Source organism: Allobosea sp. (assembly GCF_030694325.1).
In the GTDB taxonomy this organism is placed as follows: domain Bacteria; phylum Pseudomonadota; class Alphaproteobacteria; order Rhizobiales; family Beijerinckiaceae; genus Allobosea.
In genome coordinates this window covers 14,854-38,546 of the sequence record NZ_JAUXYO010000235.1, presented here as the reverse complement: position 1 = coordinate 38,546, position 23,693 = coordinate 14,854, and the positions used below count along the sequence as shown (strand labels likewise).

Genomic DNA, 23,693 nt, shown 5'->3' with positions numbered 1-23,693 from the left:
GATCCGGCGTGGTGGGTCGGCTGCCGTCGCCGAGGCGGTCATAGGTGCCACTGAGCAGGCGGGCGACGACCTCCTCCTCGGCCGGCAGAAGCGGCTGGAAGTCGGCGAGCCGGGCGGTCGCGAGCGCCCATTGCGCTCGCTCCGCCACCGGCCCGCCGGCACCAGGGCCGATCATGTCGCGGCCGGCGTCACCGTCTCGCCGGGAGCCGCGGCGGCCAGCGCCTCACGCAGCGCCGCTTCCTTGGTCTCGTCGAAGGAGGTGCTCATCAGCGTGCCGCCGCTGCCGCGCAGATCCGCCAGGACCTTGTCGGTCGTCATCTTGCGGATCAGCAGGAACAGGCCGGCCGTGTTCGGCTGCAGCGCGGCGGCCGCATCCTTCATGAACTGGTCGTTGATGCCGACATCGGTCAGCTTGCCGCCCAGCGCACCCGACGCCGCGCCCAGCGCCGTGCCGAGCAGCGGTGCCATGAAGATGAAGCCGATCAGCGTGCCCCAGAGCGCGCCCGAGGCGGCGCCGGTCGTCGTCAGGTTGATCAGTTGGTTGAGCTTGATCTGCCCGTCCTGGTCCTTGACCACGACGACGGCATCGCCGAGCTCGATCAGATACTCGCGCTGCATCGCCAGAACCTTCTGGCGGACCTCCTCGGCCTTCTGCTCGGTCGGGAAGGCGATGAAGACCAGATCGCTCATGGGAGACGTCCTTCAATTCACTGGGGCGGTCGCCGCGCCGGCGGCGGTCGCGTGGTGGTCGCGTCAGCCCGGCGCCCTGTCGGCGGCTGTCGCCGCGCTGCGTGCGGGCGGCAGCGGCGCGACGCGCTGACCCGGATGCAACGCCTGCACGCCGGCGGCGACGATGGTTTCCCCCGGGGCGAGCCCCTGCGAGACGACGACGTGGTCGGGATCGAAGCGCAGGATGTCGATCGGCCTCAGGCTGACCGTCGAGGTCTTGGGATCGACGATCCAGACGGCGGGCGAGGCGCCCGACCGGGTCAGCGCCTTGGCGGGGATCGACATGATGATGGAGGAGGTCGTCTCGACCGACCCCACCACCGTCGAGCCCAGCCGCATCGCCTCGGGTGGATCCTGCAGTCCGACCCGGACCTGGAAGGTGCGGGTGACGGGATCGGCCTGCGGGGCGATCTCTCGGATGCGCCCGCTGGCGCTGATCCCCGGCGCCTCGGCGAGCACGACGCGGACGAGCGGATCGCCGGTCTTGCCCTCGAGCAGCCGCGCCGGCACGGCGAAGACCGCATCGCGGCCATCCTCGCGGGCGATCTGGAGGACCGCCTGGCCGGGCTGGACGACCTCGCCGGGCTCGGCGCTGCGCAGGGTCACGACGCCGGTGACATCGGCACGCAGATCGGTGAATCCGAGCCGGTCGCGGGCCTGTTCGAGCTGCGCCTCGGCGTTCTTGAGCGCAGCCTGGGCCGTTTCCTGCGCCTTCTGCGCCGCATCGAAGCGGGGCCGCGTGGTGAAGCCCTGCCCCATCAGCCGCTCCTGCCGCTCGAAGGTGCTGCGCGCGGTCACGACCTCGCCGCGCGCGGCCTCCAGCGCCGCCTCGGCGGCGGCGACAGCGTTGGTCTCGATGGTCCGATCGAGCCTGGCGACGATCTGCCCGGGCGTGACGCGGTCCCCAACATTGACCGGCCGCTCGGCGATGCGCCCCGCGATCCGGAAGGCGAGCGACACGGTCTTCTCGGCCTGAATTTCGCCGGAGAGTTCGACCCCCGCGGTGAGGAGGCTGGCCTCGACCTTGACGACCTGGACGGGACGGCCGGCCTGGGCAGGCGCCTTCTCGGCACGATCGCAGCCGGCGAGCGCGAGCAGCAGCGGCAGGCCGAAGAGCGGCAGGAGCGGTCGCGTGCGACGGAACAAGGCGCGTTTCACTGATGCAGGACGGTTCATCGCGCAGCCGCTCCCACTGTGTCGGGCGCAGCCCCCCGCGCCGGCTCGGCGGCGGGCGACTGCCCACCGAAGACGGTGACGTACAGCACGGGCAGAAGGATCAGCGTCAGCACGGTCGCGACCAGCAGCCCGCCCATGATCGCGAAGGCCATCGGCCCCCAGAACACGGTGGGCGCGATCGGGATCATGCCCAGAACGGTCGAGACCGCTGTCAGCATGATCGGGCGGAAGCGGGTCGAGGCGGCGTCGAGAGCGGACTGGGTGATGCTCTTGCCGGCCGCCCGCTCGGACTCGATCTGGCCGATGAGGATGACCGCGTTCTTGGTGATGATGCCGATCAGGGCGAGCACGCCGAGCAGCGCGACGAAGCCGAGCGGCTTGCCCGAAATCAGCAGCGCCCCGACGACACCGATCATGCCCAGCGGTGCGATGCTGATGACGATGGCGAAGAGCTTGAAGCTGCGCAGTTCCGCCATCAGCACGGTGAACATGATCAGCAGCATCACCGGCACTACCGCGATGACCGAGGCCTGGGATTTCGCGCTCTCCTCGACCGTGCCGCCGGTGGCGATGCCATAGGCCGGCGGCAGCGTCTTGCTGAGTGCCTCGATGCCGGGAGCCAGCGCGCTGACGACGGTCTCGGGCAGGACGCCGGGCTTGATGTCGGCGGCCACCGTCAGGGTCGGCACGCGGTCGCGGCGCCAGATCAGCGGTGCGTCGAGATCGTAGCTGAAGGTGACGAATTGCGAGAGCGGCACGGAGCGGCCGCCCGGCAGGGCCACCTGCATCGTGCGCAATGTGTCCAACGAGACCCGATCGGAACCTTGTGCCCGCACGACGACGTCGACGAGGTAGATGTCGTCCCGCAGCTGCGTCACCACGGTCCCAGAAACGACCGTGTTGACGATCGCGGCGAGAGCCTGGGAGCTCAGGCCGAGACGCCGCGCCTCGTCCTGGTCGACCCGCAGCCGCAGTTCGCGCGAGGGCTCGATCCAGTCGAAATTGACCTGGTCGGTGTGGGGATTGGCCGCCACGACCTGCGCCAGCTTCATCGCGATGCCGCGGACCTCGGCGATGTCGGGACCGGTCACGCGGTACTGCACTGGCCAGCCGACCGGGGGGCCGAGTTCGAGGGGATACACCCGCGCGATCAGGTTCGGGAATTCCGTGGCCAGCCGTGCCTCGAGTTTCTTCTGCAGCCTGTCGCGAGCGGCGACGTCCTTGGCGACGATCACCGCCTGGTTGAAGAAGTCGTTCGGCAGCTGTGCGTTCAGCGGCAGGTAGAAGCGGATCGCGCCGCGCCCGACATAGGTGCTCCAGCGCGCCACATCGGGATCGTCCTTCAGTGCCGCGTCGAAGCGCTTCACCAGCGCCTCGCTCGCGTAGATCGAGGCGTTCTGCGGCAGCGTCATGTCGACCAGCAGCTCGGTCCGGTCGGAGGCCGGGAAAAACTGCCGCGGCACCAGCGGCAGCGCCAGCATCGACGCCGCGAACAGGCCGATGGTGACGGCGATCGTCAGCCAGCGCACCCGGATCGCTCCCGAGAGCATCGTCCGGAAGCCCTGCTCCACTCGCCCTGGCCCCACCGCCTGCCCTGAGGATTTGGGCGCGACGAGCAGCGCCATGCCGAGAACGGGTGCGAAGATCACGGCGACGAACCAGGAGACGACCAGCGCGATGCTCACCACCGCGAAGAGCGAGAAGGTGTATTCGCCGGCCGAGCTGGCGGCGAAGCCGATCGGCACGAAGCCGGCGATGGTCACCAGCGTGCCCGCGAACATCGCGACCGCGTATTTCTCGAAGGCGAAGGTCGCGGCCTTGGCCTTTTCGTCGCCGGCGGCGAGGCGCGTCACCATTGCGTCGGTCGTCGTCATCGCGTCGTCGACGAGGAGCGCGAGCGCGATGATCAGCGCGCCCAGCGAGATGCGCTGCATGTCGATGCCGATGACGTTCATCACTGCGAAGACGACCGCCAGCGTCAGGGGAATCGAGAGCGCCACCACCAGACCCGGCCGCACGCCGAGGCTGATGAAGCTGATCACGAGGATGATCGCGACAGCCTGCCAGAGCGAGCTCATGAAGTCGGCGATCGCCTCGTCGACCGTCACCGACTGGTCGGCGACCAGCCGCGGCTCGATGCCGACCGGCAGACCGGCCGTGATCTCCGCCATCGCCTTCTTGATGTTGGCGCCCAGAGCCAGGATGTCGCCGCCGTCGCGCATCGCGATGCCGAGGCCGATCGAAGCCTGGCCGTTGACGCGGAACATCGGCTGCGGCGGGTCGGCGAATCCGCGCTTGACGGTGGCGATATCGGCCAGGCGGACCATGCGGTCGCCGACGGGGAAGTTGATCTCGAGCAGGTCGGCTTCCGACTGGAAGGCGCCCGAGACGCGGATCGAGAACTTCTCGTCCTGGGTCTGGACCACGCCGGCCGGGCGCACGACGTTCTGGGCCTGCAGGGCGCCGAGCAGGGCCGAGCGTTCGATCCCGAGATTGGCGAGTTCGCGCACCGAGAACTCGATGAAGATGCGTTCGTCCTGCGCGCCGATGACCTCGATCTTCGAGACGTCGGGGACGAGCAGCAGACGTGAGCGGGCGGCCTCGACATGGTCGCGCAGTTCGCGCCCGGTGAAGCCGTCGGCGGTGAAGCCGTAGATGATGCCGAAGGTGTCGCCGAAGCGGTCGTTGAAGAAGGGGCCGATCGTGCCGGCCGGGAGGGTGTGGCGAACGTCGGCGACGAGATTGCGGACCTTGAACCAGGTCTCCTGGACGGCATGGGCCGGCACGTCCTGCTTCAGGTTGACGAAGATCGTCGTCCGGCCCGGGGTGGTGAAGCTGCGGACGAAATCGAGCCCCGGCGTCTCCTCGATCTGGCGCTCGAGACGCTCGGTGACCTGGCTGAGCGTGTCCTCCATCGTCGCGCCCGGCCAGGCGGCGACGACGACCATCGACTTGATGACAAAGGCCGGGTCCTCGTTGCGGCCGAGCTTGACGAAGGCGAAGACGCCGGCGGCCACGGCCACGATCATGAGATAGATCACGACCGAGCGGCTCTTGAGGGCCCATTCGGAAAGATTGAAGCTCATCGTGCCTCGGTCCCGGACAGGCGCACGCGCTGCCCTTCCTTGAGGAGGTTGGCGCCCGCGGTGACGACGATGTCGCCGATCGCCAGCCCCTTGGCGACGATCGCTGTGGCAGGATCACGCGAGACCAGCTCGAGCTTGCGCAGCGAGACGGTCAGCGCCGCCGGATCGACGACCCAGACGCCGGTGGCCTGTTCGCGCTCGGTCAGCGCCGTCGCGGGTATAGCGACGCCGGAGGCCTCGCCGCCGCGGATCGACCCCGAAACGGTTGTGCCGAGCCGGAAGGCGGCCGGCGGGTCGGCCAGACCGACGCGAACCTGGAAAGTGCGCGTGACCGGATCGGCCTGGGGCGCAACCTCGCGGACATGGCCGCGCACGCTGACCGACGGGTCGCTGGCGAGCGCGACATGAACCGCGGCGTCGGCAGGAATGGCGCGGATCGATTCCGCCGGCAGCGCGAAGACGGCGTCGCGGCCGTCGCGCCGGGCGAGCTGGACGATCATGCGACCGGCCGAGACGACCTCGGCCGGCTCGGCGCCGACGCGGGTGACGACGCCCGGCGCATCGGCCTTGAGGGTGGTGAAGGCGACGATGTCCTCGGCCGTCCGCACGCGGGCGCGGGCTGCCTCGACCTGGGCACGCGCGGCGGTGCGCCCCTGTTCGGCGGCCTCGAAATCGGCCTGGCTCGTGATGCCGCGCGCCAGCAGATGCTCCTGGCGCTGATGCTGGTTCTCCGCCTTGCGCAGGGCGCCCTCGGCGGCCGTCAGCGCCGCTCGCGCCGCGCGCAGGTCGTTGAGCTCGTTCTCCGGATCGAGCCGCGCGACGACCTGACCCTCGGCCACCGTCGCGCCGACGCCGACGAGGCGCTCCGCCAGGCGTCCTCCGATGCGGAAGGAGAGCGAAGCCTGGTCCTGGGCCTCGACATGCCCGCTGAAGCCGAGATCAGCGAGCTGGCGCGGCGCCTCGACCGTGGTTGTGCGCACCGTCCGGATCACCGGCGCGGGCGCGCTGTCGCCTTCGCGCTGGCAGCCTGCCGCCACGAGTAGCAGAAGGGCGAGCGCGACCGCGCCGCCACGAAGGCGGTGCCTGCCCGTCGGACGCTCCGGGCCGTGTTGCCGATCGGGCTTTCGCATCAGTCGTTCACTCGCATCGCGACTGTCCGTTGCATGCCGGAAACGAGGACCGCCTCCCGTGGCACCCGGCGAGCGCCATCGCGCCCCGCTTCCGAGCATCTGCCGGCAGGCTAGCAACACCGTCACCGGCCCGGATCAGCTCAGAATCCCAAATCTGGGCTGTTCATCCCATTCTCCCCGCGGCTTTCGCAGTGCATGCAGACGGTGCCCGCGACCCGCTGCGCTGCCCATCGCCCACCGTCGGGGTCGCCTCGGTCCTGACGGCCCGGTTCCGGCCGTTCACGCAACCTGCTGGGACTGCAGCCATATTCGCGACGGAACGCCCGGCTGAAGGTCGAGTGGTCGCGAAAGCCCGCGCGGCTGGCGATGGCGTGGACCGAGAGCGGATCGCCGGGCGCGGTGAGGTCGTGCCGCGCCTGCACCAGCCGCTCGCGATTGATGAAATGGGCGACGCCGCCGTAACCGTCGAGCAGCCGATAGAGCTTCGAACGCGACATCGCCAGAAGCCGTCCGAGCTGTGGCGGGCCGAAATCGGGCGAGCCCATGTGTCGCTGCACGATCTGGCGCGCGCGTTCCACGGTGGTCGACGATGGAGCGGTCGTCGCGATGGAGGGCCCGGCTGAAACGAGGCAGGCCTCGAGCAGGGCGCGCATCGCCATGGCCAGGCTCCTCGCCTGGTCGTCGCTGAACTGGCCGGACTGCCCGCCGAGTTGCTGGATGAAGCCCGCGAGCAGCGCGCCGGGGCCGGCTTGCGTCGCGAGCCGCCGCACCGGTGCCACCCAACCGGCCTCCTCCAGCCAGTCTCGGGGCACCAGAAGCGCCAGGCGTTCCGCGGCGCCGTCGGATTGGCGGACCGACTGCTCCAGCGCCGCCAAAGCGAGACCGACACTGGGCGAGACGAACAGCATCGACGAGACGCCGCCACCCGCGCCGGGCGACAGCGCAACGCAACCCTGGTGCCGAAGGCCGGGTCCGCGCGGCGCAGCCGGCGAGGGCTGCCCTATGGAGCAAAAGCAGCGGATCAGTGTGAGCGCACCGAAGCGCCATTCGGTCGCGACCCGAGGGTCCTGAGACAACCGAGTGTCAGCCGGCCCGTGAAGTGGTTCCACGGACGTCCCTATCCAGGCCCCCAGTTGCGGCTCGGGACGGTTGTGCGGGATCGTGATGGGCGGCAGGACTGATCCCGCCGTGACAGGGGGTCGAGGGCTTGCGGACAGTGCCATGGTCGCCTCCGTTCATGCGGATCATTGCGTGCGGCTTGTCTTCCGAGCATCCCGTTGAGCGTATAGCCGGGGCTGTCCTCCGTGATGTGATCTGCCTCAATATACGCGATGCCGCCGATCTTGGTCAGGAAACCCTGCGTCATCCTCAACGTGTCGTCGCTGCGTCGAAGACACGGATCGGCGCCGTGATCAGCAGACCGGCCGCCGAGCCCACCGTCTCCAGCGCCGTGCCCGTGCCCGTGACGTCCGAATCGGTGATGACCTGACCTTCGATCAGGCGGTTGCCGATCAGTTGGACGATCTCGGGGCTCGAAGCGTAGGTGTCGTGGTTGACCCGGTCGCCGGCCTTGATCGCGCTGATGTCGACGACGGTGATGCCCTTCAGGTCGCCGAGCTGGGACTGGTAGTCCTCGCGCGACAGATCGATCGCCCCGAGCCGGGTCGCGCCGCGCGCCAGGAACTGGGAGAGCTGCAGCGCCCGGTCGTTCTGCGAGGCAAAGATCGTGATCCGCGGCCGGCGCGGACCCATATCCTCGATCTGACGGCGGAAGACCCCGACGTCGAGATCGGGCGAAGCTAGGATGAGGTTGTTGATCTTGGCCGGGACGCCGCCGTTCTTCAGCGCGACCTGCTTGAGCGCCTCGACCGCGAGCCACCCACCCATCGAGTGCGCGAGGACGACGACCTCGCCCACGGCCGGGCTGCGCGCCGCCATCATCAGCACCTCGGCAAGATCCGAGCGCGAATAGGACGCATTGTCGAGATCGAGCCGGTAGTCGAGAAGGCGCCCGCGCGACGGCCAGGAGAACAGGATCGGCGCGGCATTGGCGTCCGAATCGTGGGCGAGTTGCGCGAAGCGGAAAACGGCCCGGTCGAACGGCGTGTTGAAGCCGTGCACGAAGATGAAGGCGCGACGCTTGCGGCCGCCGGCCGCCGCGAACCAGCGCGGCAGATCGGATTTGCGCAGCGAGGTCGCCGCGCTGACCGTGAAATCCGTCGCCGGATTGCCCGGCACCGACCGCGGAACCTGAATGGTGCCGGGCTCCCGATTGCGGGGAATCGAGACGACGATGTTGCTGAAGGAAACGCCTCGGCCCCGTTCGCCATCGTAGAGCACGCCGGGGTCGTCCGAGATCGCCCGCGTCGTCGCGGTGAGCATGTCAAGCTTGTAGGTGTCGGGCACGGGCGCGACGGTCTGGAGCAGACCTCGCGGTGCGGACGCGCAGGCTGCGACCAACAAACCGGCGGCGAGCGTGGCGGCGATGCCGGCCGTTCTATGGTGCGGGCGGGTTTCGCTGCCTCCCGGCGGCGCCATCATCGACGCCGCGCTCTGGCCGGTCCATTCCGGGACGCCGTCTCGCGTCGTCGGTCGCTGTTCCGGCATGAGGCAGAACTCCGAACTCTTCAGCGACCCGGCGGACCGTCCCGCCGGACATACACTGCGCGTCTCGCCTTGCGCCCCCGGGCCGGCCAGGCTCGCAACGCGCTCGTGACGCAGCGATATTGAAACGACGTAACGGCGCCAAGACAAGCCTGCCGCCTTGCTTTCGTCACGGAGTGACAGGCCGACCACCCTATCGCCCGATTTCCGCCATTTTGGGACAGCCGGCCCAAGCTTTGGGATTCTGGGCCGATGTTCCAGCGGCTCATCCCACTAAGTTCGCCTCTGGACTCCGCCTGGGCCACGGCCCCGGTGGACGGGTCGTTGTCGCCGGGAGCGCTCCCGGCCGGGGAGGAAGGCCGACATGGCGATGGAGAGCACCGCACCCAAGACGACGATGCAGCGCTTCCTCGACGGCGTCGAGAAGGTCGGCAACATGGTGCCGCATCCGGTCGTGATCTTCCTGATCCTGATCGGGATCGTGATCGTGCTCTCGGCCGTTCTGAGCCTGTTTGGCGCCGCCGTCACGTTCGAGCAGATCAACCCCGTGACCCATCAGGTCGAGACGGCCTCAACCGCGATCCGGAGCCTCCTCAATGTCGAGGGCATCCGGTTCATCTACACATCGCTGATTCCGAACTTCATGAGCTTCACGGCCGTCGGCCTGATGATCGTGGCGATGATCGGCGCAGGCGTTGCCGAGGAATCCGGGCTCGTCACCGCGCTGATCCGCAAGCTGGTGATCATCTCGCCGGCCTGGGCGCTGACCTATATCCTCTCCTTCGTCGGCATCCTCGCCAGCATCGCGGCGGATGCGGGCTATCTGGTTCTCATCCCACTGGCCGGCATCGCCTATCTCGCGGTCGGCCGAAATCCGCTGGCCGGGCTCGCGCTCGGCTTCGCGGCGGTGGCGGGCGCCTTCACGGTCAACATGCTGATCAAGCCGCTGGACGCCGTGCTCGTCGAGTTCACCAATGACGCGGCACGCTTGGTCGATCCCAGCAGGCAGATCGGCCTGGCCTCGAATGTCTGGTTCTCGATCGCCTCGGTGATCGTTCTCACCGCCGTCATCGCCTTCATCACCGATCGCGTGATCAGCCCGAGGCTCGGCAAATACGATCCGGCCACAGCCGCCGAAGGCACCACGACAGAGCAGAGTTCCGTGCTCAGCGAGCAGGAATCGCGCGGGCTGCGTTATGCCGGCTTCGGTCTTCTCGGTCTGGTCGCCGTGTTTCTGCTGCTGACGCTGCCGGCCGGCGCACCCCTGCGCAATCCCACCACCGGCGAGTTGATCGGCAACTCGCCCTTCATGAACGGGCTGATCGCCCTGATCATGCTGATGTTCCTGACCACGGGCTGGACCTATGGCATCGGCGCGGGCACGCTGCGGACGCTGACCGAGGTGATCGCCGCCATCGAGAAATCGATCAAGGGCCTCGGCGGGACGATCTTCCTGTTCTTCGTGCTCAGCCAGTTCGTCGCCTATTTCACCTATACCAACATGGGTACGGTGATGGCGCTCAGCCTCTCCGGCATCCTGCAGTCGGCCAATATCGGGGCGCTGCCGCTGCTGCTGGGCTTCATCGTCGTCGTCGCCCTCATCGACCTGCTGCTGACGGGCGCCATCGCCAAATGGGCGATCTTCGCACCGGTCTTCGTGCCGCTGCTGATGAAGCTCGGCGTCGAACCCGAGGCGGTGCTGGCGGCCTACCGCATCGGCGATTCCCCGATGAATGCGATCACGCCGCTCAACGCCTATTTCGCACTCGTGGTCGGCTTCATGCAGAAATACGACCGGAATGCCGGTGTCGGCACCGTGGTCGCGCTGATGATCCCCTACGTCATCTGGATGTTCGTGCTGTGGACCGCGCTCTTTGCAGTCTGGAAGATGCTCGGCCTGCCCTGGGGGCTGTGAGCCGCCGCTGACCCGAAAAACCCGCCCGGCCTCCCATGTCGAGGCGGGCCGAAGCCCGGATGGATCTCATGAGCACTGCCCCTGTTCCGCTCGATGTCGAAGCGGCCATCGACCACCTGATGAACTTCCTCTCGGTCGAGGGCGTGACCGGAGAGGAGGCCGCGATCGCGGCCGCGGTCAGCGAAGCACTGATCAAGATCGGCGTGCCCGCTTCGGCGATCCGCTACGACGACGTCAACAGCCGCATCCCGCTGCCGACGCAGACCGGCAACCTGATCGTCGAGCTGCCGGGCACGAAGCCGGGACCGCGGCTGCTGTTCTCGACCCATCTCGACACCGTGCCGCTCTGCGCCGGCGCCAAGCCGCGGCGCGAGGGCGACCGGATCGTCTCCGACGGCACGACGGCTCTGGGCGGCGATGCCCGCACCGGTGTGGCACTGCTGGTCGTGGTCGCGGAGACGCTGATCAAGAACAACCTGCCCCATCCGCCGATAACGCTGCTGTTCACGGTGCGCGAGGAAAGCGGGCTGCATGGTGCCCGCGAGTTGAACCCTGCGGACCTCAAGAGCCCGGCGATGTGCATCAATGTCGATGGCCAGCTCGCTTCGGAGCTGATCATCGGCGCTGTCGGCCAGGAGAACTGGGAGGTCGAGATCACCGGCCGCGCGTCGCATGCCGGCGTCGCACCCGAAAAGGGCATCTCGGCGACCATGGTCGGCGCCATCGGCCTGACCGAGGCCCGGGCCGCCGGCTGGTTCGGCAAGGTCGTCAAGGGCGAGGCCTTCGGCAGCAGCAATATCGGCATCTTCGGCGGGCGCAACGGCAAGGCGGCCGGCGACGCGACCAATGTCGTCACCGACTATGCCTTCCTCAAGGGCGAGGCGCGCAGCCCGGAGCTGAGTTTCGCCACCCAGATCGTCGACGGATTCCAGGCCGCCTTCGCCAAGGCCAAGGCCGCGGTCACCGACCATGAGGGGGCGACCGCCGAAGTCGCCTTCAAGCGGGCGGCGGCCTACCCGCCCTTCCGGCTGGATCAGGACTCGCCGGTCGTGAAGCGCGCCACCCGTGCGCTCGGGATCCTCGGCATGGAGCCTACCTACATCTTCTCCAATGGCGGGCTCGATGCGAACTGGCTCGACAAGGCCGGCGTCCCGACGATCACCATTGGCGCAGGCCAGGCCGAGATCCACACGATCAAGGAATTCGTGAAGCTCGACGAATACGAGAAGGGCTGCCGGCTCGGCATCCTGATGGCGACGCTCGAAGACTGAGGACCACTCGGGCGGTCGCCCGGTCGATGAAGGCCCAACCAGGAGCTGACGCGTGAGCCCCATTGCCTATACCGCCCTGATCATCGCTGCGGCCGTCATCCTGTTCGTCACGAACAGGGTTCCGGTCGTGCTGGTGGCGATGGGGACGGCGCTCTCGCTCTGGGCGACCGGCGTCCTGACCCTGCCGCAGGCGCTGGGCGGGCTCGGCGACCCGGCGGTGATCTTCATCGCCGCGCTGTTCGTGGTGTCGTCCGGCCTCGAGGTCACCGGCGTCACCGCCTGGGCCGGACAACTCCTGATCAAGGGCGCGGGCGAAGAGAGCCGAACCCGCCTGCTGCTGTTGACCATGGGGCTCGTTGCGCTGCTGACCGCGCTGATCAGCGTCAACGGCGCGGTAGCGGCCCTGCTGCCGGTCGTCGTCGTCATTGCGGTCCGGCTCAAGCGCAACTCCTCGCAGCTCCTGATGCCGCTGGTCTTTGCCGCCCATGCCGGCTCGATGCTGGCGCTGACCGGCACGCCCGTGAACGTGCTCGTCTCGGAAGCGGGCGTCGATGCCGGGGTCGGCGGCTTCGGCTTCTTCGAATTCGCGCTCGCCGGCATTCCGCTGCTCGCCGGCTCGATGGCGATCATGATCCTGTTCGGGCAGAAGCTCTTGCCCGAGCGCAACGGGGCGACCATGCCGGCGGATTTCAGCCGCCACGCCAAGACGCTGGTCGAGCAATACGGGCTCGCGAGCGGCATCTATCAGCTGCGCGTGCGCGCCACCTGCCCCTATGTCGGCCAGCCCGCGAGCGCCATCGACCTCGCGGCCTTCCCCGGCCTCCAGTTCGTCGCGATCCAGGAGGGCGACAGCGCCGGCCCGCTGCGCCGCAACGCGATCGCCGAGGGCGACCACATTCTGCTGCGCGGCGATGCCGAGGCGGCCGCGACCTTCGCCGCAACGATGCACCTGGCCTTCCGCGACGAAAGCGCGACGACGGGCGAGGGCGAGGAGACGCTGTTCAACAAGCGCTCCGGCCTTGCCGAGGTGGTCATTCCGCCCCGCTCCGGGCTGATCGGACAGAGCGTCTTCCCGGGCATGGTGACCGAGAGCGGCGATTTGATCATCCTCGCGGTGCAGCGCTCGGGCAACGAGATCGCCGTCGGCGAGGCTGTCACCGGCGAGGCCGGCGGCGTCGTGCTGCAGGCTGGCGACACGATGCTGCTGCAGGGCACCTGGAAGGCGCTCGACACCCATCTCGACGACCCCGACGTGCTGGTGGTCAGTTCGCCGGAGCTGGTGCGCCGCCAGGCGGTGCCGATGGGCCCCGGCGCCAAGCAGGCGGTCGCCATCCTGTTCGGCATGGTGCTGCTGCTGGCCACCGGCATCGTCCCGCCGGCCGTGGCGGGGCTGCTCGCCGCCGGCGCCATCATCATGACCGGCATCATGACGGTGGAGCAGTCGTACCGCGCGATCAGCTGGACCACCGTGATCCTCGTCGGCGCGATGATGCCGCTCTCGACGGCGATGGTCGAGACGGGTGCGGCCAAGCTGCTGGCCGAGCGGCTCGTGCTGATGGTCGGCGATGCCGGGCCGATGGCGCTGCTGGCGGGCCTCTTCGTGCTGACGGCGGTGATGGGGCAGCTGATCAGCAACACGGCGACCGCACTGATCGTCATTCCGATCGGCGTCGCGGCTGCCGCCAGCATGGGCATCTCGCCGAAACCGGTGCTGATGAGCACAGCTGTGGCGGCGGCCGGTGCCTTCCTGACCCCGATCGCGACACCGACCAATCTCATGGTGATGGGGCCGGGTGGCTATGCCTTCGGCGACTACTGGAAGCTCGGCCTGCCCCTGCTGATCTGGTTCTTCGTCGTTGCGGTCTTCATCGTGCCGCTGATCTGGCGGTTCTGAGTGCGGGCAACCTCTTCACCTCTCGCAGGGAAGGACATGACGATGTGGGTTCGAGCGTTCATTCTGGCTTCCGGGCTGGGCCTCGCGGCCCTCTACGCACCCGGAGCCTCGGCCGCACCGGTCGCCTCGGCGCCGGGCCTCAAGGCCGACAACGGCGTCGAACAGGCCAACTGGCATCGCCGCCGCTGCTGGTGGGAGACACGGCGCTTCCGCGACCATCGTGGCCGCTGGCAGACGCGCCGGGTCCAGGTCTGCCGCCGCTGGTAGGCATCCACCCAACTGCGGCTGGCGGGCGCGCGGTCTCGGGCACGTGCCTGCTGCCGTAGATGTCGTCAAGACTTCGGACCGCACAGCCCCAGCGTTCGTGGCCTCGCGCTGCGCATGTCAGTCCGCCTTCCGCCATGTTACCCTTCGGCATTCGATGTGCCGGGGGGCCTCATGATTCCTGTTCGCTTTACGACGACGGACTTGCCGATTCGCGAGCAGTTCGACGCGTGGCGGAGTTGGTTCGACGGCGTCTTCAACATCGCGCTCAACGAGAGCGAGTCCGGCTTCGCCGCGAGCAGCGTCGTCTGGACGCTGGACGAATTCGGCCTCAGCCATGTCAAGGCCCCTGCCCTCACCGCGGTGCGAGACACCGCGCTGCTGCGCGCGAACCCTATCGACCACTGGGTGATCACGCTCGGCCATCGCCGGACCGTCGGGTCGGGCGGCGGAGGGCTCATTCTCGACGTGCCGGGATCGGTGCCCTATGTCGCCTCGCTCGGCCGCGAACTCGTCAGCCAGAGGTCGAGCGACGAGCGTCTGCAGCTCTATCTGCCGCGCGACAGCTTCCGCGAGCTCGCGCCGCTGCTCGACGCGGCGCAGGCCCAGGCCCTCGACACCCCACTCGGCCGGCTCCTGGGCGATTATATCGGCCTTCTCCAGCGCAGTTTCAGCGAACTCGAAGCCGCCGACATGCCGCGGCTGACCAATGCGGTGCGAGCCATGGTGATGGCCTGCACCGGCCCGTCGGCGGACCGTCTCGACGTGGCCTCCAGCCAGATCAACGTGACGCGCCGCGAGAAAGTGCGCCAGTTCATCGATCGGAACCTCCGCGAGCCCAGGCTCGACGCCACGATGCTCTGCCGCGAGGTCGGCATGTCGCGCACCCAGCTCTACCGCCTGTTCCAGGACGATGGCGGCGTCGCCCGCTACATCCGGCACCGGCGGCTGCTGCGCGGCTATGCCGATCTCTCCGACAGCGCCAACGGCGTCAGCATCAACGCCATCGCCGATGCGCTGTGCTTCGAGGACGCATCCAGCTTCAGCCGCGCCTTCAAGCAGGAGTTCGGTTTGAACCCACGCGACGTCCGCGCCGCCGCGGCCGCGGGGCTGCTGCTCCGGGCCAAACGGCTGGACGGCGGCGGCGAGCAGCCGCGCACCCTGCGCGAGTGCCTCCTGCAGTTCTGACAGGGCCGATGTCGCTCAGGCCGCGCGTGGCGGATCGTGCGCCTGGATCGGCGGCAGGTTGCCCGTGTAGCGCTCGACCCGCACGGTGGTGAGCTGGCCGGTGCAACCCTGCGCCAGCGCCGAGGTGCCGATGTCGCGCGTCAGCACATTGGGATTGCCGTGCACGCAGAGCGACTTCTCCTCGGTCGGGTCGGCAGGGTCGTACCAGGCGCCGGTCGGGAGCTGGACGACGCCGCGGCGGATGCCGTCGGTCAGCCGCACGGCCGCGAGGCAGGCGCCGCGCTCGTTGAACAGCCGGGCGATGTCGCCCTCCGCCAGGCCGAGTCGCGCCGCATCCTCGGGGTGCAGGCTCGCAACCTCCCGACCGCGCCGCTTGGCTCCGTCGCTGTGGCCGCCGAAGTCGAACTGACTGTGCAGGCGCGTGCGCGGCTGGTTGGCGATCAGCACGAAGGGAGTGGCCGCATCGGGGACTGCGATCGAACCGAGCCAGGTCGGATGCCCCGGGCAGTCCGCCTCGCCGAAGCCGGCGATGGTCTTGCTGGTGATCTCGAGCTTGCCGCTCGGCGTCGGCAGAGGCCGGCCCTCGGGATCGTCGCGAAAAGCCCGCAGCCGCCCGCCATCGTCAGCGAGTTGCGGCAGCTCGAAGCCCTCCCCGGCCCAGAATTCGGCGAAGTCCGGTGCCGGCCGGCCCATCGCCGCCAGCGCCTGCCGGGTGGGCTCGTAGAGATGCTCGAGCCATTGCCGCACGCTGCGCCCTTCGGTGAAGGCCTCGCGGGCACCGAGGCGCTCGGCGAGATCGGCGAAGATCGCGTAATCGTCGCGCGCTTCGCCGAATGGCGCCGCGACCGGGCGCATCGGCAGCAGCAGCGGGTCGTTCGAGCTGGCGCCGATGTCCTCGCGTTCCAGCGTCATGGTGCATGGAAGAACCACATCTGCATGACGAGCGGTCGCCGTCCAGGCCAGTTCGTGGACGACCAGCGTGTCGAGACGGGCGAAGGCGCGGCGCAGGCGGTTGAGGTCCTGATGATGATGGAAGGGGTTGCCGCCGGCCCAGTAGACCAGCTTGATCTCGGGGTAGCTTCGGGTCTGGCCGTTGTAGCGGTAGCTGCCGCCGGGGTTGAGCAGCATGTCGGCGATGCGCGCGACCGGGATGAAGTCGCTGACGCCGTTGCGGCCTTGCGAGAAGGTCGGTACCGGCACCGCGTTGAAACGCCGGCCGTAATAGGCGATCGCGCCGAGCGCATAGCCGTAGCCACCGCCCGGAAGGCCGATCTGGCCGAGCGTGGCGGCGAGCACCATGCCCATCCAGACGGGCTGCTCGCCATGCTCGGCGCGCTGCAGCGCATGGGCGACCACGATTAGCGCGCGCCGCCCGTGCAGCCGGCGCGCCAGCGCGACGATCTCGTCCGCCGCGACGCCGGTGAGCGGCGCCGCCCAGGCCGCATCCTTGGCGATGCCGTCGGTCTCGCCCATCAGATAGCGCTCGAACACCGGCCAGCCGACGGTGCAGCGCTCGAGGAAGGCGCGGTCGTGCCGCCCCTCGGCGACAAGGGTGTGGACCAGCGCCATCATCAGGGCCGTGTCGCTGCCCGGCGTCACCGGCAGCCATTGCGCCTTCGCCTCCTCGGGCAGGTCGGCGCGCAGCGGGCTGACCAGCACGAACTCGCAGCCGCGATCGGCGGCCCGCTCCATGGCACCGCGCTCGACATGCTGGCTGACGCTGCCGCCCGCGACCATCGAGTTCTTCAGCGCCATGCCGCCGAAGGCGAGGACGATTTCGCTGTGCTGCGCCACCTGCTCCCAGGAGACGTTGCGCTTCGTCAGATCCTCGTAGTCGCCGATGATATGGGGAACCAGCACCTGGGAGGAGCCCGACGAGTAGCTGTTGACCGACTTCACATAGCCGCCGCAGGCGGTGTTGAGGAAACGGTGGATCTGGCTCTGGGCGTGGTGGAAGCGCCCGGCGCTGGCCCAGCCATAGGAGCCGCCGAAAATCGCCTGCGGGCCGGGGCCGTCGCGGAGGCGCCGCAATTCGCCGCCGAGCCGGTCCAGCACATCGGACCAGCTCATCGCGACATAGTCGTCCGACCCGCGGCGCGAATCCGGGCCCGGCCCGTTCTCGAGCCAGCCGCGGCGCACCATCGGCCGGGCGATCCGGGCGCGGTGGCGCAAAGCGGCGGGGAAGTTGTCGATGATCCGGTTGGGATCGGGATCGCCGGGATGAGGCCGGACCTCCAGCGCGCCGTCGCGCATCCGGGCGGAGAACACGCCCCAATGCGAGGTGTGCGGCTGGAACTCGGTGTCCGGGTCTGTCGGGCTCATCGCGAAGGCGCTCCTGGCGACCGCGCCCGGAGCCTGCGGCAGCGATCGGCCCGGCAGCCGACGCGGTCGGTGAGTGCGACAGTAATGCCCCCGCAGCCCGGTCGGAACCGGGCTGCGGGCAGGTGAAGGTTGCGCGCGTAGCGGGTCGGGCCCGGCCGTAGCGAAGCCCGCCCCGCCGGCCCTGCTACTGCTTCGGCACGTCCTTCAGCACTGCTTCCCAGCGCTCGACCTCGGCTTTCACCAGCTGGCCCAGATGCGCCGGGCCGCGAATGGCGGGCGGCGGCACCGGCACGGCCAGCCCCTCGAAGCGCTTGGCGACGAAGTCGGAGGAAAGGCTGGTGTCCAGCGCGGCCACCAGGCGTGCGACGATGGCTGGGCTGGTGTCCTTGTGGACGGCGAGCGCGTTCCAGACCTTCATGCCGAACTCGGGCAGGCCGGCCTCCGCGAAGGTCGGCACGTCCGGCGCCTGCGGCAGGCGGCTGTCGCCCGTCACGGCCAGCGCCGTCACGGACCCGCCGGCATGCAGCGGCAGCAGGGTCGCCGTCTGGTCGATGACACCGTCGACGAAGCCGCCGAGCAGATCCTGGATCGCGGGGCCTGCGCCCTTGTAGGGCACGATCGTGGCCTTCAGGCCCGACAGATGCAGGAGGAGCCGCGGTGCCAGATCCGAGGTCGCGCCGAAGCCGGCGGTGCCGAATGTCACCTTGTCGCCCTGCTCCTTGACCCGCGCGACGAACGCCTTGAGGTCCGCGACCCCGCTCTTCTTGCTCGCCGCGATGACCATCGGCACATCGGCAACGAGGCCGACGGGCGCGAGATCGGTGCGGGGATCGTAGCGCTGGTCCTTGAACAGCGCCCGGCTGGCCGCCATAGGGCCCATATTGCCGAACAGCACGGTATAGCCGTCCGGCTCGCCGCGGGTGACGCGCTCGGTTCCGGTCCGGCCGCCGGCGCCGCCGACATTCTCGACGATGACGTTCTGGCCGAGCGCCTTGCCCATTTCCTCGGCGAGGACGCGGGCGAGCACATCGGTGGTGCCCCCCGGCGCGAAAGGCACGAGCATCGTCACCGGGCGCGCCGGATAGGTCTGCGCCGCGGCGGGCGCGATCGCCAGCGTGGCTGCGGCCGCCAGGCCGAGCAGAAGTTTTTTCATGGATCCTCCCGTGATCACTTTTTGCTGAATTGCCTGCCATCAGACAATCTGACAGCGACGGGGTCAAGGGCGGAGATTGACGGCGTGCCCTCACCCGGCAATGTGTTCGTCATGAACGAGATGAATCTTCGCATTCCGCGGCAGGCCGCCACGCTGCGGCTCCTGGTCGAGGACCGGATCCGGGAGGCCATCGCCTCCGGGCATTTCCGGCCCGGACAGCGCTTGGTCGAGCGCGAACTCTGCGAGCAGATCGGTGTCGGCCGGACCTCGGTGCGCGAGGCGCTGCGGCAGCTGGAGGCCGAGGGGCTCGTCGTCACGGTGCCGCATCGCGGGCCGGAGGTGTCATCGATCAATTTCGACGAGGCCCGCCAGCTCTATGACGTCCGGGCGCTGCTGGAAGGCTTCGCCGGGCGCGCCTTCGCCGAACAGGGCAGCGAGGACGCCCTCGCCGAGCTGAAACAAGCCGTGGCCGGATTCCGGCAGGCGGCCCGCGACGGCGACCGCGCTCAGCTCGTCGCGGCCAAGACGCGCTTCTACAGCGTGTTGATGGAAGGGGCGGGCAACATCTTCGTCAAGCAGTCGCTGACGATGCTGCACAACCGCATCACCCTGCTGCGCTTTACCTCGATGACGCAGCAGGGCCGTCTCGACGACAGCGTCGCAGAGATAGAGGCGATCTACGAGGCCATCGCGGCGCGCGACGGAGCCCGGGCCGAAGAAGCCTGTCGGTACCATATCGCTATGGCGGCCAAGGTCGCGCTGGCGGTGCTGGAGCGCGAGCCTCGCCGCGGCTGACGCCGCGAATTGACAGATTGTCTGATAGCGCCCAGAAATCCGCCGGACGCCGCGCCGCCCTTGGCGTGACGCCGGAGGATTGATCCATGCCCGACAGCGCCAGCTCCCCTGCCCCCATCGCCTTCATCGGGCTCGGCCAGATGGGACTGCCGATGGTGCGTCGGCTGATCGCCGCCGGCTTCACCGTGCGTGGCGCGGACCCGGCCGAGGCGCCACGACAGGCTCTGGTCGAGGCCGGCGGCCTGGCCTTTGCGGACGCGAGCCAAGCGGCTGAAGGCGCCGGCATCTTGATCACGATGCTGCCCAATGGTCGGATCGTGCGCGACGTGTTGCTAGAGGCGGGGGCCGCGCGCGCCCTGGCCAAGGGTGCGCTCGTCATCGACATGAGCTCCTCGGCGCCTACGGATACGGTCAGCCTCGCGGCCGATCTCGCAGCGCTGGGCCTGCAATTGATCGACGCGCCCGTCTCGGGCGGCGTGAAGCGCGCGATCGACGGTTCGCTCGCGATCATGGCGGGCGGACCGGCCGAGGCGGTCGAGCGCGCCCGACCGGTGCTGGCTGCGATGGGCAAGTCGATCTTCGCCACTGGGCCGATCGGCTCCGGCCACGCGATGAAGGCGCTGAACAACTACGTCTCCGCGGCGGGTCTGGTCGCGGCCTGCGAGGCGCTGCTGGTCGGCGGCCAGTTCGGGCTGGCGCCGGAGACGATCGTCGATGTGCTCAACGCCTCGACGGGCCGCAACAACTCGACCGAGGTGAAGATGAAGCCCTTCGTCATCTCCGAGGCCTTCAATTCGGGATTCTCGCTCGCCTTGATGGCGAAGGATCTGCGCATCGCCGCCGATCTCGCCGATCATCTCGGCCTCCCTCTGCCGCAGGTCCAGTCCGTGGCCGCGCTGTGGGAGGCGGCCAAAAGCGGGCTCGGCCCGCAGGCCGACCACACCGAGATCCACCGCCACCTCCAGGCGCTCGCCGCCGGTCCGCGCGGCTGATGGGCCTGCGGGCGCGCATCGCCGCGGCGACCGGCGACGCCGAACTGCGCCGCCTCGGCGCCGGCCTCCACGCCGTGCTGCGGGTCGAGGGGGCGGGTGACGACATCCTGCTGCGGCTCGATGACGGCGTCGTGGTCTTCGAGGGCACGGCGGCGCCCGACATCGTGCTGTCGGCGGCCGAAGCGGACTGGGCGCGGCTCCTGACCCTGCCCCCGCCACCGCGCTTCCAGGCCTTCACGGCGCTGGCGATCGCCAATCCCGCCTTCACCCTCTCCGGCGACCCGCTCGTGATCGCGCAGGCGCGGGCCGTGATCGAGCGGCTGTTCGAACTCGTCACGCTCTCGCCCGCCGCCCCGGCTCCGGCCGTCGAGCGCCGAATGAGCCAGATCGAGGGGCGCTATCACCGGGTCGCCTTGCCGGAGAGCGCAGCCGAGATCCATGTGGAGTGCGCCGGAAGCGGGCGGCCGGTCCTGTTCCTGCACACGGCCGGCGCCGATTCCCGCCAGTTCCACGGGCAGCTCGCCGATGTCGCGCTCGCTGCGGAGTGGCGGCTGATGGCGCCGGACATGCCCTTCCATGGCCGCTCGATGCCGCCCGAAGGCTGGCAGGGCGAGCCCTACCGGCTGTCGGGCCAGCGCTATCTCGGCTGGTGCACGGCGATCATCGAACAGGTCATCGGCGAGAAGGCGATCGTCGCCGGCGGTTCGATGGGGGCGGCGCTCGCCCTGCTGCTGGCGGCGGAGCGGCCCGATCTCGTCGCCGGCGTGATCGCGATCGAGCCGCCCTTCCGCTCGAAGGGGCGGCGCAACCCGTTCCAGCATCATGTCGGCGTCCATGCCGGGCTGCACAACGCCGCCTTCGTGCGCGGGCTGATGAGCCCGACGAGCCCGATCGACAGCCGCCGCCGGGCCGCCTGGGTCTATTCGCAGGGCGCGCCCGAGATCTATGCCGGCGACCTCGCCTTCTATTCCGACGAGTTCGACGGCGCCGAGGTCGCGCCCCGCATCGACGCCGCGCGGACGCCGGTCTCGCTGCTCTGCGGCACCTATGATTATTCGGCGACGCCCGAGGATGGCGCGAAACTCGCCGCGCTCATTCCGGGCGCCGATCTGCGCGTCATGGAGGGGCTCGGCCATTTCCCGATGTGCGAGCATCCGGACCTGTTCCGCCCGCATCTGCTGGCGGCGCTGGCCCATGTCGGGGGCCGCGCTGACTAGCGCAGCGGTGGCAGGTGGAGCGCCACCGTCTCGCCCTCCGATCCTTCCACGGCGGGATAGAACTCGCGCACCAGCGGATCGTGACCGGCAATGATGCGCTCGTCCGCTCCCGCGAGTCTGCGCGCGGCGCGCCAGCCCTGCGCCAGCGCGCCGAGATCGAAGAAGATCGGGAACGGGTTCTGCCGCTCGATATTGGCCATGAAATGGGCGGCGTCGCTGGCGAGCACGAGCGGCCCGCGCGCGGTCTCGACGCGGACCATCTGCAGGCCGGCGCTGTGGCCGCCGACCTTGTGCAGGCTCAGGCCCTCGTCGAGCTCGGCATCGCCGTCATGGAAGACCACGCGCTCGGCATAGACCGCACGCACCATCCTGACGACATCCTCGACGTCGAAGGGGTAGCGGATGCAGGCCTGGCACATGTGCCGGCCCGTCGCGAAGCCCATCTCCGCATCCTGCAGATGGAAGCGGGCCTTCGGGAAGAGGTCGAGATTGCCGGCGTGGTCATAGTGGAGATGCGTGATGACCACGTCCTCCACCATCTCCGGCGCGACGCCGAGCTGGCGCAGCGCAGCCTCGACGGGGCGGATCAAGGTGCGGCCGCGCTTGGCTCCACCCTCGGGGGTGAAGCCGGTGTCGACGACGACGACCCGCCCGCCACGCCGCACGACCCAGACGAAATAGTCCATGGGCATGGGCGCATCGTGCGGATCGGGCGCACGGATGAAGTTCTCGAAGGCCCGGCGCTCATGCACGGCATAGCGCAGGGCGAAGACTTCCCAGCCGGCCATGGCCGGGCTCACTTGTCGTTGGGCACGGCCCCCTCGGCCTTCAGCACCTCATGGGCCGCCTTGAAGGCGTCGAGGCCGGCCGGGATGCCGCAATAGACCGTGGCGTGGAGCAGGATTTCCTTGATCTCGTCGACGGTCACGCCGTTGGCGAGCGCCCCCTTGACGTGGAGCTTGAGCTCGGCCGGCTTGCCGAGCGCCGTCAGCATGGCGAGATTGAGCATCGAGCGGGTCTTGTGCTCGAGGCCCGGCCGCGTCCAGGCATAGCCCCAGCACCATTCGGTGGTGATGTTCTGGAAGGCCATCATGAAGTCGTCGGCCTTGGCCAGGCTGCCATCGACATAGTCGGTGCCCAGCACCTTGCGGCGGACTTCGAGCCCTTTGTTGAACTGATCGCTGTGCGACATCGGCCTTGACCCTTTCGTGGTGGTGTTCGGTGGTCCTCAGAGCCCGAGATAGGCGCTGCGGACGGCGTCGTTTCCGGAAAGCTCCGCGCTCGTGCCCGAGAGAACGACCCGGCCGCTCTCGAGCACATAGCCACGAGCGGCGACGGAGAGCGCCAGCGTGGTGTTCTGCTCGACCAGAAGGATGGAGGTGCCGGTCCGGCTGACGGCCAGGAAGGTGTCGTGGAGCTCGTCGACGATCTTGGGCGCCAGGCCATGGCTCGGCTCGTCGAGCAGGAGAAGCCGGGGCTCGAGCATCAGCGCCCGGCCGATCGCGACCATCTGCTGCTCGCCGCCCGAGAGCGTGCCGGCGAGCTGGCCCAGCCGCTCGCGCAGCCGCGGAAACATCGTCAGCACCCGGTCGCGACGCACCGCGAGATCGCTGGCGGAGCGCACCGCATAGGCACCCAGCATGACGTTCTCCTCGACCGTCATCTCGGGAAAGACGTGGCGCCCTTCCGGCACATGGGCGATGCCGAGCGGCGGGATCGCATGCGAGGGACGGCCGACGAGTTCGGTGCCGTCGAAGCGGATGCTGCCGCGGGCGGATACCAGCCCCGAGATCGTGCGCAGCAGCGTGCTCTTGCCGGCGGTATTGGCGCCAATGACGCAGACGAACTCGCCCGCGCCGACCGCGATCGAGACGTCGTGCAGCACGTCGAGGCCGCCATAGCCGGCGTTCAGCCCGGCGATCGAGAGAAGCGGAGGCTGGCTCGTCATCGCACCCTC

General features: G+C 69.2%; 19 protein-coding genes. 8 read left to right on the top strand and 11 right to left on the bottom strand.

The genetic code is table 11. From position 1 onward, the window contains the following. Nucleotides 1–171: 171 nt before the first annotated feature. The 6 genes from Q8M82_RS15600 to Q8M82_RS15575 all read right to left on the bottom strand — a co-directional run bounded on the left by Q8M82_RS15600 (nucleotide 172) and on the right by Q8M82_RS15575 (nucleotide 8,728). A complete protein-coding gene (locus Q8M82_RS15600; protein WP_305692248.1) occupies nucleotides 172–690 on the bottom strand; it encodes a DUF1269 domain-containing protein in 519 nt (172 codons plus the stop codon). A gap of 63 nt (nucleotides 691–753) precedes the next feature. After that, on the bottom strand, nucleotides 754–1,875 hold the full coding sequence (locus Q8M82_RS15595) for an efflux RND transporter periplasmic adaptor subunit (protein ID WP_305692247.1): 1,122 nt from the start codon (nucleotides 1,873–1,875) through the stop codon (nucleotides 754–756). 26 nt (nucleotides 1,876–1,901) lie between these two features. Then, complete coding sequence (locus Q8M82_RS15590) at nucleotides 1,902–4,991, bottom strand: efflux RND transporter permease subunit (RefSeq protein WP_305692246.1); 3,090 nt, start codon at nucleotides 4,989–4,991, stop codon at nucleotides 1,902–1,904. Further along, entirely contained in the window at nucleotides 4,988–5,971 is a 984-nt protein-coding gene (locus tag Q8M82_RS15585) for an efflux RND transporter periplasmic adaptor subunit (RefSeq protein ID WP_305692245.1), read from the bottom strand. Before Q8M82_RS15585 ends, Q8M82_RS15590 begins: the two co-directional genes overlap by 4 nt. A 290-nt stretch (nucleotides 5,972–6,261) precedes the next feature. Beyond that, the gene (locus tag Q8M82_RS15580; RefSeq protein WP_305692244.1) at nucleotides 6,262–7,029 is read right to left on the bottom strand and encodes a helix-turn-helix domain-containing protein; all 768 of its coding nucleotides are present in this window, start codon (nucleotides 7,027–7,029) and stop codon (nucleotides 6,262–6,264) included. Between the two features lie 460 nt (nucleotides 7,030–7,489). Then, nucleotides 7,490–8,728, bottom strand: coding sequence for an alpha/beta hydrolase (locus tag Q8M82_RS15575; RefSeq protein ID WP_305692243.1), 1,239 nt, complete (start codon nucleotides 8,726–8,728; stop codon nucleotides 7,490–7,492). A 361-nt stretch (nucleotides 8,729–9,089) separates the two neighbouring features. Between Q8M82_RS15575 and Q8M82_RS15570 the strand changes: the two genes are divergently transcribed. From Q8M82_RS15570 to Q8M82_RS15550, 5 genes are all read left to right on the top strand, one after another. Further along, on the top strand, nucleotides 9,090–10,640 hold the full coding sequence (locus Q8M82_RS15570; protein WP_305692242.1) for an AbgT family transporter: 1,551 nt from the start codon (nucleotides 9,090–9,092) through the stop codon (nucleotides 10,638–10,640). 59 nt (nucleotides 10,641–10,699) lie between these two features. Next, nucleotides 10,700–11,911, top strand: a complete 1,212-nt coding sequence (locus tag Q8M82_RS15565; protein ID WP_371126377.1) for a M20/M25/M40 family metallo-hydrolase — start codon at nucleotides 10,700–10,702, stop codon at nucleotides 11,909–11,911. 52 nt (nucleotides 11,912–11,963) lie between these two features. After that, nucleotides 11,964–13,805, top strand: coding sequence for an SLC13 family permease (locus Q8M82_RS15560; RefSeq protein ID WP_305692240.1), 1,842 nt, complete (start codon nucleotides 11,964–11,966; stop codon nucleotides 13,803–13,805). Between the two features lie 42 nt (nucleotides 13,806–13,847). Continuing rightward, the gene (locus Q8M82_RS15555) at nucleotides 13,848–14,072 is read left to right on the top strand and encodes a hypothetical protein (RefSeq protein WP_305692239.1); all 225 of its coding nucleotides are present in this window, start codon (nucleotides 13,848–13,850) and stop codon (nucleotides 14,070–14,072) included. A 201-nt stretch (nucleotides 14,073–14,273) separates the two neighbouring features. Next, complete coding sequence (locus tag Q8M82_RS15550) at nucleotides 14,274–15,257, top strand: helix-turn-helix domain-containing protein (protein WP_305692238.1); 984 nt, start codon at nucleotides 14,274–14,276, stop codon at nucleotides 15,255–15,257. Between the two features lie 15 nt (nucleotides 15,258–15,272). Here Q8M82_RS15550 and Q8M82_RS15545 read toward each other — a convergent pair whose 3' ends face one another. Together Q8M82_RS15545 and Q8M82_RS15540 are read right to left on the bottom strand one after the other, a co-directional pair. Further along, nucleotides 15,273–17,579: a molybdopterin-dependent oxidoreductase gene (locus Q8M82_RS15545; protein ID WP_305692237.1), complete on the bottom strand. Its 2,307-nt coding sequence runs from the start codon at nucleotides 17,577–17,579 to the stop codon at nucleotides 15,273–15,275. A 184-nt stretch (nucleotides 17,580–17,763) separates the two neighbouring features. Then, nucleotides 17,764–18,732, bottom strand: a complete 969-nt coding sequence (locus tag Q8M82_RS15540; protein ID WP_305692236.1) for a tripartite tricarboxylate transporter substrate-binding protein — start codon at nucleotides 18,730–18,732, stop codon at nucleotides 17,764–17,766. 111 nt (nucleotides 18,733–18,843) lie between these two features. Here Q8M82_RS15540 and Q8M82_RS15535 point away from each other — a divergent pair, with 111 nt between their 5' ends. From Q8M82_RS15535 to Q8M82_RS15525, 3 genes are all read left to right on the top strand, one after another. Continuing rightward, the gene (locus Q8M82_RS15535; protein WP_305692249.1) at nucleotides 18,844–19,527 is read left to right on the top strand and encodes a GntR family transcriptional regulator; all 684 of its coding nucleotides are present in this window, start codon (nucleotides 18,844–18,846) and stop codon (nucleotides 19,525–19,527) included. Between the two features lie 86 nt (nucleotides 19,528–19,613). Further along, nucleotides 19,614–20,519 (top strand): NAD(P)-dependent oxidoreductase, encoded by a 906-nt coding sequence (locus Q8M82_RS15530; RefSeq protein ID WP_305692235.1) that lies wholly within the window; start codon nucleotides 19,614–19,616, stop codon nucleotides 20,517–20,519. Continuing rightward, nucleotides 20,519–21,736: an alpha/beta fold hydrolase gene (locus Q8M82_RS15525; protein ID WP_305692234.1), complete on the top strand. Its 1,218-nt coding sequence runs from the start codon at nucleotides 20,519–20,521 to the stop codon at nucleotides 21,734–21,736. The genes Q8M82_RS15530 and Q8M82_RS15525 overlap by 1 nt, the downstream gene beginning before the upstream one ends. Here the strand turns inward: Q8M82_RS15525 and Q8M82_RS15520 are convergent. From Q8M82_RS15520 to Q8M82_RS15510, 3 genes are read right to left on the bottom strand one after another with little or no spacing between them, the layout of a single operon-like run. After that, entirely contained in the window at nucleotides 21,733–22,524 is a 792-nt protein-coding gene (locus tag Q8M82_RS15520) for an N-acyl homoserine lactonase family protein (RefSeq protein WP_305692233.1), read from the bottom strand. The genes Q8M82_RS15525 and Q8M82_RS15520 overlap by 4 nt on opposite strands. 8 nt (nucleotides 22,525–22,532) lie before the next feature. After that, nucleotides 22,533–22,928, bottom strand: a complete 396-nt coding sequence (locus tag Q8M82_RS15515; RefSeq protein WP_291823114.1) for a carboxymuconolactone decarboxylase family protein — start codon at nucleotides 22,926–22,928, stop codon at nucleotides 22,533–22,535. Between the two features lie 36 nt (nucleotides 22,929–22,964). Further along, nucleotides 22,965–23,684 (bottom strand): ABC transporter ATP-binding protein, encoded by a 720-nt coding sequence (locus Q8M82_RS15510; RefSeq protein WP_305692232.1) that lies wholly within the window; start codon nucleotides 23,682–23,684, stop codon nucleotides 22,965–22,967. Nucleotides 23,685–23,693: the final 9 nt, after the last annotated feature.